The sequence below is a fragment of the Flavobacterium anhuiense genome (assembly GCF_050990855.1).
Lineage (GTDB): Bacteria > Bacteroidota > Bacteroidia > Flavobacteriales > Flavobacteriaceae > Flavobacterium > Flavobacterium anhuiense_C.
This window is the reverse complement of record NZ_CP158861.1, coordinates 4,536,290-4,553,862: the sequence shown is the minus strand read 5'-3', so window position 1 is coordinate 4,553,862 and position 17,573 is coordinate 4,536,290. Positions and strand designations below refer to the sequence as shown.

General features: G+C 33.7%; 15 protein-coding genes. 8 read left to right on the top strand and 7 right to left on the bottom strand.

Translation table 11 applies throughout. The annotated features are described in order from the left end of the window. Window positions 1-115 precede the first annotated feature (115 nt). From ABTV69_RS19720 to ABTV69_RS19710, 3 genes are all read left to right on the top strand, one after another. Entirely contained in the window at window positions 116-1,153 is a 1,038-nt protein-coding gene (locus tag ABTV69_RS19720) for a sensor histidine kinase (RefSeq protein WP_433831853.1), read from the top strand. Next, window positions 1,150-1,854: a LytR/AlgR family response regulator transcription factor gene (locus ABTV69_RS19715; protein WP_433831851.1), complete on the top strand. Its 705-nt coding sequence runs from the start codon at window positions 1,150-1,152 to the stop codon at window positions 1,852-1,854. The genes ABTV69_RS19720 and ABTV69_RS19715 overlap by 4 nt, the downstream gene beginning before the upstream one ends. Before the next feature lie 132 nt (window positions 1,855-1,986). After that, window positions 1,987-2,460, top strand: coding sequence for a hypothetical protein (locus ABTV69_RS19710; protein WP_433831849.1), 474 nt, complete (start codon window positions 1,987-1,989; stop codon window positions 2,458-2,460). Window positions 2,461-2,751: 291 nt separating this feature from the next. On the opposite strand, the gene ABTV69_RS19705 is transcribed toward ABTV69_RS19710, so the two are convergent. From ABTV69_RS19705 to ABTV69_RS19680, 6 genes are all read right to left on the bottom strand, one after another. Next, window positions 2,752-3,516, bottom strand: a complete 765-nt coding sequence (locus ABTV69_RS19705; protein ID WP_433831847.1) for an SDR family NAD(P)-dependent oxidoreductase — start codon at window positions 3,514-3,516, stop codon at window positions 2,752-2,754. Window positions 3,517-3,655: 139 nt separating this feature from the next. Beyond that, window positions 3,656-4,378, bottom strand: coding sequence for an SDR family oxidoreductase (locus tag ABTV69_RS19700; protein ID WP_433831845.1), 723 nt, complete (start codon window positions 4,376-4,378; stop codon window positions 3,656-3,658). 377 nt (window positions 4,379-4,755) lie between these two features. Beyond that, window positions 4,756-5,679, bottom strand: a complete 924-nt coding sequence (locus tag ABTV69_RS19695) for a helix-turn-helix domain-containing protein (RefSeq protein ID WP_433831843.1) — start codon at window positions 5,677-5,679, stop codon at window positions 4,756-4,758. A gap of 261 nt (window positions 5,680-5,940) precedes the next feature. After that, a complete protein-coding gene (locus ABTV69_RS19690) occupies window positions 5,941-6,507 on the bottom strand; it encodes a 2'-5' RNA ligase family protein (protein ID WP_433831841.1) in 567 nt (188 codons plus the stop codon). Between the two features lie 23 nt (window positions 6,508-6,530). Beyond that, window positions 6,531-6,845, bottom strand: coding sequence for a hypothetical protein (locus tag ABTV69_RS19685; RefSeq protein WP_433831839.1), 315 nt, complete (start codon window positions 6,843-6,845; stop codon window positions 6,531-6,533). A 575-nt stretch (window positions 6,846-7,420) separates the two neighbouring features. Next, window positions 7,421-8,452: a helix-turn-helix domain-containing protein gene (locus tag ABTV69_RS19680; RefSeq protein WP_433831837.1), complete on the bottom strand. Its 1,032-nt coding sequence runs from the start codon at window positions 8,450-8,452 to the stop codon at window positions 7,421-7,423. A 107-nt stretch (window positions 8,453-8,559) separates the two neighbouring features. On the opposite strand from ABTV69_RS19680, the gene ABTV69_RS19675 reads away from it, so the two are divergent. The 3 genes from ABTV69_RS19675 to ABTV69_RS19665 all read left to right on the top strand — a co-directional run bounded on the left by ABTV69_RS19675 (window position 8,560) and on the right by ABTV69_RS19665 (window position 13,724). Beyond that, window positions 8,560-10,953 (top strand): TonB-dependent receptor, encoded by a 2,394-nt coding sequence (locus tag ABTV69_RS19675; RefSeq protein ID WP_433831835.1) that lies wholly within the window; start codon window positions 8,560-8,562, stop codon window positions 10,951-10,953. A 26-nt stretch (window positions 10,954-10,979) separates the two neighbouring features. Beyond that, complete coding sequence (locus ABTV69_RS19670) at window positions 10,980-12,212, top strand: DUF4374 domain-containing protein (protein WP_433831833.1); 1,233 nt, start codon at window positions 10,980-10,982, stop codon at window positions 12,210-12,212. 72 nt (window positions 12,213-12,284) lie between these two features. After that, complete coding sequence (locus tag ABTV69_RS19665; protein ID WP_433831831.1) at window positions 12,285-13,724, top strand: PepSY-associated TM helix domain-containing protein; 1,440 nt, start codon at window positions 12,285-12,287, stop codon at window positions 13,722-13,724. A gap of 98 nt (window positions 13,725-13,822) precedes the next feature. On the opposite strand, the gene ABTV69_RS19660 is transcribed toward ABTV69_RS19665, so the two are convergent. After that, on the bottom strand, window positions 13,823-14,761 hold the full coding sequence (locus ABTV69_RS19660; protein WP_433831829.1) for an alpha/beta hydrolase: 939 nt from the start codon (window positions 14,759-14,761) through the stop codon (window positions 13,823-13,825). Window positions 14,762-15,167: 406 nt separating this feature from the next. On the opposite strand from ABTV69_RS19660, the gene ABTV69_RS19655 reads away from it, so the two are divergent. Both ABTV69_RS19655 and kduI read left to right on the top strand, forming a co-directional pair. Next, complete coding sequence (locus ABTV69_RS19655; protein ID WP_433831827.1) at window positions 15,168-16,634, top strand: MFS transporter; 1,467 nt, start codon at window positions 15,168-15,170, stop codon at window positions 16,632-16,634. A 99-nt stretch (window positions 16,635-16,733) separates the two neighbouring features. Continuing rightward, complete coding sequence (kduI, locus tag ABTV69_RS19650; RefSeq protein ID WP_433831825.1) at window positions 16,734-17,573, top strand: 5-dehydro-4-deoxy-D-glucuronate isomerase; 840 nt, start codon at window positions 16,734-16,736, stop codon at window positions 17,571-17,573.

The following is a 17,573-nucleotide window of genomic DNA, read 5'->3' as shown; positions in this document are numbered from 1 at the left end:
TAAAAGTCAGGTTAAGTGATGTACTGCACTAGTAAATGACGAATTGAATTGGTCATTTTTTGAAAAAAATAATTAAATAATTGTTCGTACTTTGTAAACTATTTCACAATTAAGAATGAACAAAAGAATTGATAACATACTGGATAACAAATGGTGGCAGGAAGTTGCTGTTGTCCTTTTTTCATTTACAATCTACACCCTAAAAAATGACTGGATGCTCTTTAGCTCTTTCATTTCTATCATGATGGGGATATTTTTCTATTGCATTTTATATATGCATGCGCAGTTTAACCGCTTTTTTTTGCTTCCCATTTTATTTAAAGCCAATAAGCCTTTTACCTATATTATTCTGACGCTTTTCGGAGTTTTTGTCTTTTCGGTTGTTTTGTACGAAATCACAATGATGGATATGTTTAACAAATGCCATTTGTACCAAAATTCACATCAAAGGAGTTATGCGTATCAACTGGCAAGCGTTTTAGGAACTTTGGTCTGCATTCTGAGTCCGATTATTGTTTTTAAGTTTTATCGTATACACAGAAAACAAACCGATGCGGCTTTATTGTTCAATCAAATGCAATTAAATTCATTGAAAGGACAATTAAATCCGCATTTTTTGTTCAATACATTTAATACGCTTTACGGAATAAGTCTTCAATTTCCAGACAGAACCCCCGATTTGATTATGAAAGTTTCGCAGCTCATGCGCTACCAATTAGAAAGTAACAGCAAACAATGTGTTTCTTTAGAAGACGAATTAGAGTTCATAAACAGTTATGTTCAGCTGGAAAAAGAGCGCGTTGGTTACAGATGTGAGATTGATTTTGAAAGTAAAGTAGATGTTGAATACACTTATAAAATTTCTCCGATGCTGTTAATTGCATTTATCGAAAATGCCTTTAAACACGGAACTTGCGCTATCGAAAATTGCTTTGTAAAAATCACGATTACAGTCGAAAACGGATTGTTGCATCTTCATGTTGCCAATTCAATTCCGAAGAAAAATGATGTGATTTCTACCAAAATCGGTTTAAAGAATACGATCGAACGTTTGAATTTAATTTATGGAAAAGATTATAAATTAGATGTTCAAGACGACAAACAGGTTTATATTGTTGATTTAGAAATACAGCTTAAAAAGTTTGTAGGATGAGAGAAACAAAGAAATGCATTATTGTAGATGATGAACCTGCTGCGCATTATGTTTTGGCGAATTACATCAAACAGAATCCGCAGTTAGAATTGGTTTTTCAAGGTTATAACGGCATCGAAGCAATGAATTATCTCAGAGAAAATACTGTCGATTTGATGTTTTTGGATATCAATATGCCTGAGATTTCTGGAATGGAATTGCTTAAAATTCTTCCAACGCATCCAAAAACCATTTTAACGACAGCGTATTCTGAATTTGCTTTAGAAAGTTATGACTATGGTGTAATTGATTATCTCTTAAAGCCGATTTATTTTCCGCGATTTTTAAAAGCAATCGATCGTTTTTTTGCCACAGAAAGTGTGAAGCAAAAAACAGAAGAAACCGTCAATTCGGTAAGTGTAAAAGTCGATGGTTATTTAATGGATATCGAACTAGATCAGCTTTTATTTGCTCAAAGTTTCGGAAATTATGTAAAGCTTCATACGATTAAGAGAACGTATTTGGCTTCTATTACCACAACAGAATTTGAAAAATGCCTACCTGAAAAGAGTTTTATGCGAATTCATAAATCGTACATTGTTGCTTTAGACAAAATTGATGCTACCGAAAAAGATTTTGTGGTGATTAAAAACGAAAGAATTCCCATCGGAATTACGTATAAAAGAGAACTCACAGATCGACTAAAAAAGCTAGAATTGTAAAATCAACTTGGTCTAAAGCTTAATTTTAAAGGGATTTTATTTTTTGAAAAATCATTTTTTCTTCTTGTTATTGTAATAAAAAAAGTGTTAATTTTAATACGTTATTTGAGGTTTAATTAAAAAAATGAAACTATGAAAAACGTGCTTTTGTTTTTTACTTTTTTATGCAGTGGTTTTTTAGTTGCACAAGAGGGAACCAATATGAAGAAAGTAATCACTCCTCCAGAAAAGGTTAGATTAGCTTTTGAAAAGGAATACGCGGGAAAAGTGCCGGTTTGGTCTGAAGAATATGTGGGAGACGATGCAGATGAAATTAGATTTGAAGCGCGATACAATGTAAATGATACGACAAAAGCAGTTGCGATTTATGATAATTTAGGAAACATGAAAGCTTTTGAACTGCAGATTGCATTTAGGGATCTTCCAATCAAAGCGCAGTCTTACCTGAAAAAGAATTACAAAGCGAAAGCAATTCTAGAAATCGCAAAAGTAGTAGACGATAAAAATAAAACAACCTACGAGGTTGGCGTAACAAAAGACTCTAAATTTTATGATGTTGTCTTTGATAAAGATGGAGATTTTGATGTCTCTATCGAAAAAAATTAAAAGCATTACTAATTCAAATATTATTTGAAATGACAAACCCGATAAGTGTTTAAAAGCTTATCGGGTTTTGTTTTTTATTTTTTTTTGTTTCAGGTTTCAGGTTTCAAGTTTCAGGTTTCAAGTTGATATTCTTTGTGTGTTTTTAACCGCAAAGAACGCAAGTTTTTTTAACTATGCATATAGAAATGCAAAGTTCGCAAAGCTTTATGTAAAAAACTTTGCGAACCTTGCGTAAACCTTAGCGTTCTCTGCGGTTAAACTTCAAACTTGAAACTTGAAACTTGAAACCCTTTAAAGCATCATTCCTCCAGAAACTTCAATTCTTTGTGCGTTTATCCAACGTGCATCTTCTGTACATAAAAAGGCAACTACACCGCCGATATCGTCAGGAAGACCAACTCTTCCTAAGGCTGTGACAGAAGCAATTTGCTGATTCATTTGTTCGTTGTCGCGAACTACACCGCCTCCAAAATCAGTTTCTATGGCGCCTGGAGCTACAATATTTACTCTAATCTTTCTAGCTCCTAATTCTTTTGCCTGATATTTTGTCAAAGTTTCCATGGCACCTTTCATAGAAGCGTAAGCTGCATATCCTGGGAATGAAAATCTTGCCAAACCAGTTGAGATATTTACAATTCCGCCGCCATCGTTCATTACATTCAATCCTTTTTGAGTTAAGAAAAATGGCCCTTTAAATTGAATGTTAGTCAATTGATCAAATTCTGCTTCAGTTGTTCCAATGAAAGAATTGTGAATTCCGATTCCCGCATTGTTTACTAAAAAGTCAAATTTGTCTGTTTTAAAAGTGGCTTTCAAAACTGTTTTTATCTGTTCGAAGAAAGCATCAAAAGTACTAGATTCTGCAACGTTCAATTGTAATGAAGCCGCTTTCTGGCCCAAGCTTTCAATTTCTGAAACCACAGCGTCAGCTTCTTCTTTTTTGCTGTTGTACGTAATAATTACATCCAAACCTTTTTTTGCAATTGCAATTGCCATATTTTTTCCTAAACCTCTGCTACCGCCAGTAACAAGAGCTATTTTTGTATTTACTGCCATGTTTTTAGTTGTTTATTTGTAAAATGTTATTTGTGAGATGTTAAATGTGAGATGTAAAATGTAAAATGTGAGACGTGAAGTGTGAAATGTGAAAATTGAGAACGTAGTCATTTCACATCTCACATTTTACATCTCACAACTACGGATGCATTGCATTAAAATGATTTCTTAAATCTTCTGCGCTTGCGTGTAATCTGGTTTCGCTTGTTCCGAAAGTCAATTCTTGTTTTCCATCTTTTAGTTGCTCGAAAATAGCTTCGATAAAACTGCTTACGCTTGGATGTGCGTCGTGAAGTCCGATTCCGCCTAAATCGGTGTTTAAAGCTGGTGGGATAATTTCGATAACTTCAATGTTTTTCTCTTTTAATAAATGACGAAGCGAAAGCGTAAACGAACGGAAGAACGCTTTAGTAGCCGAATAAACCGGAACTTTGGCAAAAGGAGAAAACGCTAATCCAGAAGTAGTATTCATTACCGTCTTAAGATTCGGCAATTGAATAAACAAGGAAGTTAAATGCAAAGGAGCTTCGATATTGGTTGTAAGCTCATTTTTCATGTTTTCATAGAAATCAGCATCCGTTATCGTCATCCAGTTTTGGATTCCAGCGTTGTTTACTAAAACACTTAAATCAGGATGATTTTCCTTGATCCATTCATAAAGAGCAAAACGATCTTCTTCTAAAGACAAATCGCATACTTTGGTAATAACAGCTGGAAACTTTGCTTTCACTTCTTCTAAAAGAGCAGCTCTTCTTCCGCAGATAATTACAGTATTGTTTTCTTGAATGAATCGTTCCGCAAGTCCAAGTCCGATACCGCTTGCACCGCCAGTTATTAAGATTTTGTTGTTTGATAAATTCATTTTTTCGATCTTTTAATTTGATAAGACAAAGTTAGAAACGAAGCAGTGTTGGAGAATTGTAAATATCAAACCGATGTTTGCGAAATTCAAATCACGTTGTGAAATTCCAATTTTTTAAATCCCAAATTCCAAAATTAAATTCCAAATTCCAATTCTCATTTTATGTCATTGCGAGGAACGAAGCAACCACACTATAAAATTCTAAATTTCAATTTCGCATTTTATGTCTTCCTGAGCGAAGTCGAAGGACGCGCACAGTATGGACTTAGCATGAGATCCTTTGACTTCGCTCAGGAAGACACGCTTTGTGTGAGTTCTTTGAGGAAAATCTAAAATCTAAAATCTAAAATCTAAAATCTAAAATCTGCAATCTAAAATTAAGATCGGAAAGCGAGTGGCGTATAAGTAGTTTGTTTTTTAAAGAAATTAGAAAAATGCGCTAGTTCTTCAAAACCAAGAGAGTAGGCAATTTCAGAAATATTCCAGTCTGTCTGCTTCAATAATATTTTGGCTTCGTTTGTTAGACGATTGCTAATTAATTCTGTTGTGGTTTTTCCAGTGTTTTCTTTTAAAACTTTATTTAAATGATTGACATGCACAGATAAACGCGCTGCAAAATCTTTTGCTGTTCGTAATTCCAATCGTTGATTTGGCGATTCGATAGGAAATTGTCTTTCCAACAATTCCGCAAATAAAGACGAAACCCTTGCTGCCGAATTGTGTTTGGAATATAATGCTGTAATGGGTTGTAATTTTTGTCCAAAGTGAATTAATTCCGCAACATAATTTCGAATCAAATCGTACTTATAAATATAGTCAGAATTTATTTCTTTCTGTATTTTGTTGAAAATCAAACTGACTTCTTCAACTTCCTCATCAGAAAGCTGAAAAATGGGATAACCATCTGAAGCAAAAATAGGAAGTTCGTCTAGATCTATTCCGCTTTTGTTTTTAGATAAAAATTCACTTGTAAATACGCAAAACTGCCCGCCTTGATTGGTATCTTGAGGTAGATAGTTGTACGGAATTTTTGGTGTTGCAAATAACAATCCCTGCTTTTCGATTTCGATTATTTTGTCGGCATATTCTGCTTTATTGTGACCTCGGATCAAACTTATTTTGTAGTAAGCTCTTCGATCATAAGGCATTCCAGGTTTTCCTTTCATGCGTTCCAAAAGCTCTTTTATATCAAAAACATTAAAATGTCCAATTTCTTTCTGAATGTCATTTGGAAGCAAGGAATTTGGGTCAACAGTTGATCCTTCTGTAATCTCTTTATAAAATGTATCTAGGGATTTCATATTGCAGTGAATTGTAAAATTCAAATATACGAAAAAAATGAAGAAAGGTTTTTGTTTGTTTCAGGTTTCATGTTTGTTTAACCGCAAAGAGCGCTAAGAATTACGCAAAGATCGCAATCTTTTTTAGCGAGATGAATTGGCTCGCAAAGGCGCTAAGTCGCGAAGTTTTTTACTCGAAATGACAAACTGTGTGGTTACCATTATTAATAAAAACTTTGCGAACTTTGCGTAATCATTTGCGTCTTTGCGGTTAAGAAAAAATCAAAACAAACTTCCCTGCACAAATTCAGGTTCCGGATTGTTTCCAAATTCAATAGAATCAATTACATAAAACTGTTTTTTTATTGGATCAAATTCTCTTAAAACAATTTCGTTGCATAGAAAATCAATATTTACAGTAGTGAAAAGTTGAGATGCTATTTTGAGATTTTCTGGAGTTAAGCGTCGTCCAATAGACAGGTGTGGATCGTCACTTTTTTTGAGTTTTAAAGATTTCAACGTATCGTGAATCTTTTTCATGATGGGTTTTAGATTGTTTTTGGATTCTTCGTTTGGAGCAATAAAAAAAGCTCCAGCATTGTCATAAGAACCAAAATGATCTAAATATACTTGAGAAGGTGGAAAAGTATCGCAGATTTTAATTAGCTTTTTCTTAATGGAATCGAGTTGAGATTCATCCATTTGGAATTCACAAATCGTAATATGCGCTTCAGAATTACAGCTATTGTACCAATTCTTATGAACTTTACTTTTCAAAAGATCTTTCATTTCTTTGACCGTATCAACAACTGGTTTTGAGTAGAATACTACAGAATACGTTTTTTCCATTTTTTAGGCTTTAAAACACAAATTTAAAGCTTTCCTTTCAAATGCAATCGATGAAGAATTTCAGATTTCAATAAACCGCTTCCGCCGCCAAAATGTTCAATTACTTCAACGTCAGGCTGATTTTTTAGGCAGAACGAAGTAAATTCTTTTTCGACATGATCTTCAATAGCAGAACTTAAAAGAACAATGTCGATTTTGTTATTTTGAAAGTATTCTTGTGCTTCTTTTTCGTTATTAAAAGCCACAGCATTCCAGTTTTCATCTGCATTGACAAGACGAAGTAAAATGGCTAAAATAGCTTCATTTTTTCCGAGTAATAAAAATTGTAGTGTTTTCATTTTCTTTAAGGTACTAAGGTTCTGCGATGCTAAGATACTAAGATGATAAGTTTTGGGTTTTGAATTATCTAATTATCAAATTCCCTCATTATCTAATCAGCTTCATTTGCAAATTTAGATAGGGTTTTAGAAAAAGCGACTTAATCTAGGACAAGAAAAGAATATTTTTTTGCTTTTTTTACTGCGGTGTTCGGTCTAAATCTAGTATTTCCTTTTACAAATTTTCGTTAAAACAGATTTAAGCAATATTTTGCCTTGCAATTACTTAACGTTTTAAGCTTGTGTTAATAGTGTTAAATTTTTCACACAATGTGGAAAACCGTAAGGTTATCTCTTTTTATGCCTGTAATTTTGGGCTGTTGAAATTTAAGAATAGTGTTATTTAGTACCTTTTTTAAAATAGCATGATTTAAATTTCGACAGTTCATGTTTTTTGGAGAAACATTTTTTTTGAATTAAATTGACAGATTCATTTGATCGTGGGTAATTGTATAAGAAGTTTGCATTTATACATTAATGTCTAATTTTTAGGGTTTTAAAATAAAGTCGACGGACTAAATTTTAAAACCCTTTTTTTATGCGATGAAGGAAAGAGCAAGCAGCCAGAACGGAATGCTATCAATATTGATCTTGAACTTTTGAGGTGAAAATCCATAATAATTTTTAAAAGCAGCCGAGAAATGAGAAACGTCTTTGTACCCACATTTATACGCAGCTTCACTAACTGTTGTGCTTTTGCCTTGAAACAGTTCTTTCGCGTGCTCCATGCGAAGTTTGATGATGTAACTTTTGACAGTTGTTCCAAAACAAGCTTTAAATCCCTTTTTTAATTTGAATTCGTTTAGCGAAATAAGTCTGGAAAGTTCAGGTAGAGTAGGTGTGTTTCGATAATCGTTTTCTAATATTTTTTTTGCTTTTAAAAGTTTGTCGTGATCTTCTTCGTTGATTTCGTTTGATGGTAAAGGTTTTGGAATTAATGTTTCAAGCTGATGGATTAGTAATTCTTTAATTTTACTTTCGATGTAAATTCTCTTTAATACACCCTCTCTAGTGCAATTTTTTATCTCTGATGTGACCCACTGGATAGAGGGTGTAAGCGGAAGATATTTGGAAGTTAAATAGCAAGATTGTTGCTGAAGAATCTTTTTTGAAAATTTCTCATGCAGTTGCCAATCTTCATTAATGATATTATAATAAAACTCTTTAGAAAGAATAACAGAAAGGTAATTGACCTCTTTATGAGCCGGAATTTTAAATGAACCCTTAAAATTATTGGTGTAGAAGATATTATGTGTATTTTCTTTAGAATATTTTTCGCTTTCCAATTGATCAATATGGGTTTCTACATTGCTGCTGTAAATGAAGTTCATGACAATAGACTCTTCATCAATTTCGAAAATAACCGTTTTTGAACTTGAAAAGTAAAATTGAGTTTCAAGCAAGACGAGGCCTTCAGTGATAAGATGCCGGCTGATTATTCTTCCCGAATCTTCGTTTTGGATATTGACATTTTCTTCGGTTAAAATACTTTTGGGATAATATTTATCTCCAATTTGAATTTTAATTATAGGCGTTTCAGAGTTTAGAAGTGTGGCTTTGATTTTCAAAATATAATCCGTTTTTACAAAATAATAATCCGTTTTTCCCTATCTTTTTTGAGGACGTTGATGGTACTTTTGCAGCAAAGTTATTTATAATTAGTCTAATTAAAGATATGTCAACTCAAAAATTTTTATTTGCCAGTTTATTTTTTATAACCACGTTCTTATCATTTTCCCAGCAAAATCAAGGTGTCACAGTATCTGGGAAAGTTGTTGAAAATTCTGGAGAAACAATTCCATTTGCAACAGTTGTTGTCGAAAAAACAGGTTTAAGTGTTATTTCAGATGAAAACGGAAATTATATTTTAAAAAATGTTCCATCAGGAAAACATACATTAAAAATCTCAGCCTTGGGATTTGCAGTTCAGAAAAAACAGATCGAAGTTTTAGGAAGTAATTTGGATGTTGCTATAAAAATGGAAAGCGAGTTGCAGGAATTAGAAAGTGTTACGGTATTAGGAAGATCGCAAACAGATAAAGTAAACAAACAAGCCTATAGCGTCACAGCAATTGATGCTAAAAAACTGCACAACTCCACTTTAGATTTATCGCATGCTTTGGACCGTGTTTCTGGTGTTCGTAACCGTGAAGCGGGCGGAGTAGGTTCAAGATCAGAACTTTCGATTAACGGATTCTCAGGAAATCAGATTAAAGTTTTTATCGACGGAGTTCCAATGGATAATTTCGGTTCTTCTTTTCAAATGAATAATATACCAATCAATCTTGCCGATCGTGTAGAAGTTTACAAAGGCGTGGTGCCAATTTGGCTTGGTGGTGATGCTTTAGGAGGGGCAATAAATATTGTGACCAACAGCAAACCGAGAACTTTTGTAGATGCATCGTATTCGTTCGGGTCTTTTAATACGCATCGTTCAAGCCTAAATGCAGGTTATACGGCAAAAAGCGGATTCACAACAGAAATTAACGCTTTTCAGAACTATTCAGATAATAACTATTGGGTAAACGTCGATGTTGCTGATTTAAATACAGGAGCTTATTTTCCTAATCAAAGAGTGCGACGTTTTCATGATAAATACCGTAATGAAACCGTGATTTTTAATGTTGGTATAACGGGAAAAAAATATGCCGATAAATTGATGATTGGTTTTACGGGTGGACAAAATGAAGCTGATATTCAAACTGGTGCAAGAATGGTAAGTGTTTTTGGAAAGATTTATAGAAAAGGAAGCATCGTAATGCCTACTTTGAAATATCAGGTAAAAGATCTGTTTACAAAAGGACTTAACGTAAACGTGACAGGAAATTACAATTTTGGTTACGAACAGAATATTGATACTGTTTTTAGAAGATACAATTGGTTTGGCGATTATAAACAGTATGAAGGTGCGGGTGCTGAAAGAAGCCGTACACTGCGTAAATTTTACAACAATAACGGAATTGCAACTGCAAACGCAACTTATTCGTTGGGAGAAAAGCACTCTTTCATGCTGAATAATACTTTCAATACGTTCGATAGAAAAGAAAGTGACGAATTAGTTCCAGAATCATTGGTTTACAAACAGCCTAAAAAGACGCAGAAGAACGTTTTAGGTTTAGGTTATAAATTAGACTTGACTTCAAAATGGAGCACTTCTGTTTTCTTGAAAGATTATTCATTAAAAACTACTTATACCAGAAGTTATAATCCATCCGGAAATGCTGGAGATATTGCCTATCAGTTATATGTAGATAGAACTTCCGTAACAGGATATGGAGGTGCTACGAGCTATTATTTACGCCCAAATTTTCAAGTGAAAGCTTCTTATGAAAAGACATACCGACTTCCAACTCCAGAAGAGATTTTTGGTAATGTAAACGATAATTTAGAAGGTAATCTTGCTTTGAAACCTGAAAACAGTAACAATTATAATATTGGAGCAAGCTATCAAACGAGTTTTAATACTAAAAATGCTTTATCATTTGATGTCAATCTTTTGCATAGAAATGCTGTGGATTTTATTCGTCCAACTTTGAATAACAATCAAACAATGACTACAAATGTGAATCAGGGAAAAGTGACTAATTATGGTATTGATGGTGAAATTAGATATTCTTACGGGAATCGTTTTACAGCTGGTTTCAACGCAACATATCAGAATATTAGAAACAAAACAATGTATGAGCCAAATCAGAATTATGTGTCTCCTTTTTATAATGATAGAATTCCAAATATGCCTTATTTATTTGGTAATGCAGATGCGACAATGTTCTTTAATGATGTTTGGAAAAAAGGAAACAATCTTTCAGTTGGTTACAACTTACTTTATGTTCATACCTACTATTTGTCTTGGCCAAGTATGGGAAGCAAAGATAGTAAATTGGAAATTCCGCAGCAGTTTAGCCATGATTTGAACGCTGTTTATACTATGGCAAATGGAAAATACAATATTGCTTTAGAATGTAAAAACCTTTTAGATAACAAGCTTTACGATAATTTCTCATTACAAAAACCAAGTAGAGCATTTTACATCAAGTTTAGATATTACTTCAGTAAATCAAATAATTAAATTTTTAATACAAACACTATAATACAATGAAAAAAAGTACAACATTAGCTTTATTATCAGCTGTTTTAGCTTTTACAGCTTTTTCATGCAGCAGTGATTCTGATAAACCAGGAGAAGAAACTGGCGGAGGAAACGATACAGGAAAAACCAAATATATCATTACTGCTACAACTGGAGCAGCAGGAATTGCTGATTACTTATTAACTGCAGACGATGTGTCAACAGGAGTAATTACAACTACAGGAAACGGATTGGAGCAAGACGGAACATACCGTTATTATATTACAGCCCAAAACAATTTCTTTAGTTTATTGTACGGACAAGGAAATCCAGGAGCTGTAACAACTTACAACTTAAATGCAGAAGGAAAATTAGTTAAGAAATCAGATTTTCAAGCAGAAACGGTCCACGTATTTGCTGCTGTAAACCAAGATATTTTAACAATTAAAGTGCCTAGAAGTGGTGCTTCTATCGCTTCTATGTACAAAATCGATGCAACAAAATCTCTTATTACTGGTGAAGCGCAACAAGACACTAAAGTATTGGCTAAAAATGGAGAAAGAGCTTTCTTTACTTGGGCAACTCAAGTTGGAGAAAAAGTCTACATGCCGTACATGAGTATTAAAGGAGACGGTGTAGATAACTTCGGTACTGCAAATCCAGATAGTACTTGGGTTGCGGTTTACAACTACCCAGAATTAAAATTAGAAAAAGTAATCAAAGATAATAGAACAAGTTATTTAGGAGCTTATTTCACAAACGGATTATTTCAAGATGAGAATGGAGATGCTTACGGTTTCTCTGGTGCAATAGCTACTAGCAATGCTGTAATGACTTCTACAAAACCTTCTGCGGTTGTTAAAATCAAAAAAGGAACTACAGAGTTTGATCAGTCTTATTTCTTTAACGTTCAAGAAAAATCTGGCGGATATAAAATTTCGTCTACAAGCTACATTTCAAAAGGTAAATTCTTATTGTTAATGTACGGAAATGTTGGAAAAAACAATGGTGCAGTTAAAATGGCTATCGCTGATGTTTACAACCAAACATTTACGTGGGTAACCAATGCTCCAGAAACATTAACTTCTGTAACTAGCCGTTATAATATTACTTCAGAAGATGGAAGCTCTGCAATTGTGGGTATTAATACTCCTGACGGAAACTGGATTTATTCTATTAATGGTACAACTGCTGTTGCTACAAAAGGTATGAAAGTTGAAGGCGGACAAATTACTGCAATCCAAAAATTAAAATACTAATATTTTTTTGCCGTAAGTCCTTTTCTCTGAGGGCTTGCGGTTTTTTTATTTATCCTATTTATCTATCCAATTATGTTTTCTTCTTCAAAACCAAATAATAAGAAAAAAAGTAAAAAGTCGCTTTTTAAGCGTATCATGGCTTGGCTGCATTTGTGGCTTGGTTTAGCCTCTGGAATTATTGTAGTAATTGTCAGTCTTACTGGCTGTATTTATGTTTTCGAAAATGAAATTAAAGATTTTATTGAAGATTGGCGTTTTGTTAAACCTCAAAAAGAAGCATTTTTACTACCATCGCAATTGGTTTCGATTGCCGATAAAAAAATGAAAGACAAGAAAGCTACAAGCGTGACTTTTGGTGCAAAAGATGAAGCGGCAATTGTGGGTTATTTTGTGGAGAAAAAAGAAGATGGCGAAAGAGGCAGTCGCGGTGAAAAAAGGGAACATAAAAGAGGAGAAAGAAAAAAAGATTTAGCTCAAAATCAAGAAAAGGCAAAATCAGAACTGAAACCTCAAGGGAAACCTAGCGAAAAGGGTAAAGGAAAAGAAAAAAAGGGTAAGGGCGGAAGAAGGTCTGGAACTTTTATAAGTGTTTATATGAATCCGTATACGGGTGAAGTTTTAAATGTAAAGACTTTTTCTAGAGGAGAGTCGCCAGATTTTTTTAGATGGATTTTAAATGGGCATCGTGCTTTATGGCTTCCTTATGATATTGGAAGACCAATAGTTGGTGTTGCTGTTTTAATTTTTGTCGTACTATTAATTTCGGGCATCGTTTTATGGTGGCCAACTAAATGGATTAAGTCGATTATTGATAAAAGTTTTAAAATAAAATGGGATGCCAGCTTTAAACGTGTTAATTATGACATGCATAATGTATTTGGTTTTTACAGTTGTATTTTTCTGTTTTTCATAGCAGTTACAGGTTTAGTATGGAGTTTTGGGTGGTGGAGCAAATCGTTGTATTGGGTAACTTCTGGAGGAAAACCGCTGACAGAAAACCGCGAATCTCCAAAATCGGATACGACCAACATAAAAGCATTCAATATCACAACAGCCGATAAAGTTTTATTGTCTTTAAGAAAAGAAAATCCTCAGGCAGCCGGAATTATGATTAGTATTCCAGGAAAGCCTGCAGATCCGATCGGTGCTTTTGTATACAAGCAAAAACACACTTTTTATAATATGGACAGATATAGTTTTGACCAGCAGAGTTTAAAAGAAATCTCGATTAAAACGCCTTTCTCAGGAAAGTATATCGAAGCCAATATTCCAGACAAAATCAGACGTATGAATTATGATATTCATGTTGGAAGTGTTCTCGGACTTACGGGTAAAATTATTGCCTTTTTAGCCAGTTTAATTTCTGCCAGCCTACCAATTACAGGATTTATTATCTGGTGGGGAAAACAGAAATTTGGTAAAAAGAAACCTGCTTCAAAACCAAAAGTGGCAAGTAAAGCAATTCCCGTTCCTAAATTGAAAAATACAGCAGAACAAGAAGTTACTGCTTAGAGATATTAAAGATTTTTCATAATTCCTTTCTGTTTTTTTTTTTTTTTTTTTTTTTTTGATAAAAGGCAAAACTCGTAAAAGTTTTGCCTTTCTTATTTTTAATTATAACCGTTTACTTTTAACCATTCGGCGCAATCCCTCGTCCAGAATTTATTAGTGTCACTTACTCCTAATCCAAATCCGTGACCGCCTTTTTCATAGATATGCATCTCTGCAGATACGCCATTTTTTTTTAAAGCCAAATAATAATTAATGCTGTTTTCTGGTAATACAACAGTATCATCAGTAGCATGAATTAAGAAAGTAGGAGGCGTTTTAGCAGTTACTTTCTTTTCGTTAGAATAAAAATCTATTAATTCTTTTGAAGGATTGTTTCCCAGCAAATTAGTTTGCGAACCTTTGTGTGTAATTTCATTTTCCATCGAAATTACAGGGTAAATCAACATCGAAAAATCAGGACGCGCACTTACTTTATAAGAAGATTCATAAACCTTATCATCATAATGCGTAGATGCAGTAGAAGCCAAATGTCCGCCAGCAGAAAAACCTAAAATTCCCACTTTATTAGGATCTAAATTCCATTTTGCAGCATTTTGTCGTACATAGCGAATCGCTTCCTGAGCATCTTGCAACGGTCCAACATTTTTGTTTTTCATAGTTAAATCGGTTGGCATTCGGTATTTTAGAACAAATGCCGCAATTCCTATACTATTAAACCATTCCGCAACTTTTGTTCCTTCTTTATCAAAAGCCAAATGTGTGTAACCGCCTCCAGGACAAATAACTACTGCAGCCAGATTTGGTTTTGTTTCTTTCGGGATAAAAATGCTTAAAGTAGGGACAGAAACCTGGCTGGTACTTTGCATTTTCCCGTCTTTCATGACTTCTTTTTCTTTGTAATCGTTTGGCTTTATTTCGTCAGGAATTTTATTCCAAAGCGGAATCACTTGATTTTGTGCGCTTACATTAAATATTCCTAAAAAAAGAAGAAAACCAAGTGCAATTCTTCTTAATGATTGTGTTTTTCTAGTTTTCAATTTGATTTTAATTAATTGTTTTACAATTGTTTATTTGATTTTACTAAAGTGAATTCAGTAACTGAATTTAAAAGGTAGAAATAGATTGATGTGAACTATTAAAGCATCAATTCGAGGACGATTTTACCCCAAAAAAAGGATGAATTTCACCTTTAGCTTTTAACAAATATATTGTTTAATGTGTAATTTTGTATTCTTTTTTTTATGCATTATGTTTATTTAAGGAGTTAAAATAATTTTTTACACAATATTATTTGGATTGTACAGATTAAAAACTATATTTGTGCAATCGATTACATTATTTATGTTTTAAGGCTTTAATTTATTGATTTTAATATTTTTAGAAAGCAGTAAATATAATCTTTTAAGATAATCGAAAATTACAAAACTATAATATCCTCTTACTATGAATCAAACTGAAACCGTTGCAGCAAATCAAAGCATTACAACTACTGGAAAATACCGTTGGAGTATTTGCGCATTATTATTTTTTGCAACTACAATCAATTACCTTGACCGACAAGTACTTTCACTAACATGGAGTGATTTTATCGCGCCAGAATTTCATTGGACTAACAACGATTACGGCAACATTACCGCTTTATTTTCAATCTTTTACGCAGTGTCATTATTGTTCGCAGGAAGATTTGTAGATTGGCTGGACACTAAAAAAGGTTTTCTTTGGGCAATCGGAATTTGGTCTGTAGGAGCTTGTCTTCATGCATTCTGCGGTATTGCTACTTCAGGAATTATTACAGGCAATTGGTTCGTAGGTTTTCATGGTTCAAAAGAAATAATCAGTACAGTAAGCGATACAGCGTTGGTAATCAATGTAAGTGTTGCTTTATTTATTTTTGCTCGTTTCGTTCTGGCAGTTGGAGAAGCAGGAAACTTCCCTGCAGCAATTAAAACAACAGCAGAATATTTTCCGAAAAAAGACAGAGCTTTTGCAACTAGTATTTTTAACGCAGGAGCAACAGTTGGAGCTTTAGCGGCGCCAATTACAATTCCGTTCATTGCAAAATCTTTCGGATGGGAAATGTCATTTATTATCATTGGAGCTTTAGGATTTGTTTGGATGGGATTCTGGATGTTTATGTACGATAAGCCAGAAAAACATTCGAGAGTTTCAGCAGAAGAATTAGCTTATATTCAGCAAGATGATATTACAGACAGCAAAATTGGTTTCAAACCAGAAGCTAAAGGAAAAGTTTCTTTGGTAGATTGTTTTAAGTACAAACAAACTTGGGCTTTTGCTTTCGGTAAATTCATGACAGATGGTGTTTGGTGGTTTTTCTTATTCTGGACACCGGCTTATTTAAGCTCTGTTTACGGAATGGATTCTACAGAAGCAGCACTTCCTTTATTTGTGCTATATATGATTACATTATTGTCAATTATTGGAGGATGGCTTCCCACGTATTTCGTAGAGAAAAAAGGAATGAATCCATATGAAGGAAGAATGAGAGCGATGTTGATTTTTGCATTTTTTCCATTATTAGCTTTGATCGCGCAACCATTAGGATATATCAGTTACTGGGTTCCAGTAATTATTATTGGAATTGCAGGAGCAGCGCACCAATCTTGGTCGGCAAATATTTTTACAACAGTAGGAGATATGTTTCCTAAAAAAGCAATTGCAACTATTACAGGAATTGGAGGTTTAGCAGGTGGAATTGGTTCAACATTAATTAATAAAGGATCTGGAGTATTGTTTGATTATGCAAAAGACACCAATATGGCCTTTATGGGATTCAAAGGAATCGAGGCTGGATATTTTATCATATTTTCTATTTGTGCAGTTTGTTATTTAACAGGTTGGATTGTAATGAAAACATTGGTTCCAAAATATGCTCCAATCACAAATCTATAAAAAGAAAAATGATCTTAATTGAAATATTTTTTCATTTCAATTATGCTATTTAAATATAAAAATATAATTTTGTGCAATCGATTACATTAATTTAAAATTATGACAAAATATAGTTCAAGATACGCGTCAAGCCCTGAAGCTGTTAAAAAGTATGACACACAGCAATTGAGAGAAGAATTCTTAATTGATGATCTAATGCAGGAAGATGAAGTAGTGTTGGTTTATTCTCACTACGACAGATATATTGCAGGTTCTGCAGTTCCTGTAAAAGGCGATTTGGCTTTAGAAACTATAGATCCGCTTAAAGCGCCGTATTTTTTAGAGCGTAGAGAGTTAGGGATTATCAATGTTGGAGGAAGTGGTTCTGTTGTGGTAGAAGGAACAACTTATACGTTAGGTTTTAAAGATGCTTTGTATATCGGAGCTGGAAATAAAGAAGTGGTTTTTAAAAGTGATGACAGTAACAATCCTGCAAAATTCTATTTAAATTCTGCACCAGCGCACACGACTTACCCAACTAAGAAAGTAAGTTTAGCTGAGGCTAATAAATTACAGTTGGGAACAATGGAAACAGCTAACCACAGAACTGTAAACCAAATGATTATTGGAAGCGTGGTTACGACTTGCCAATTGCAAATGGGAATGACGGAATTAAAACCAGGAAGTGTTTGGAATACAATGCCGGCTCACGTTCACGATCGTAGAATGGAAGTTTATTTCTATTTAGACATTCCGCAAGATCAAGCAGTTTGCCACTTTATGGGACAACCGCAAGAAACAAGACATATCTGGATGAACAACCATCAGGCAGTAATTTCTCCGCCTTGGTCAATTCACTCAGGTTCAGGAACTAGCAATTATACTTTTATCTGGGGAATGGCAGGTGAAAACTTAGATTACGGAGATATGGATGTTTGTAAAATCACTGATTTAAGATAA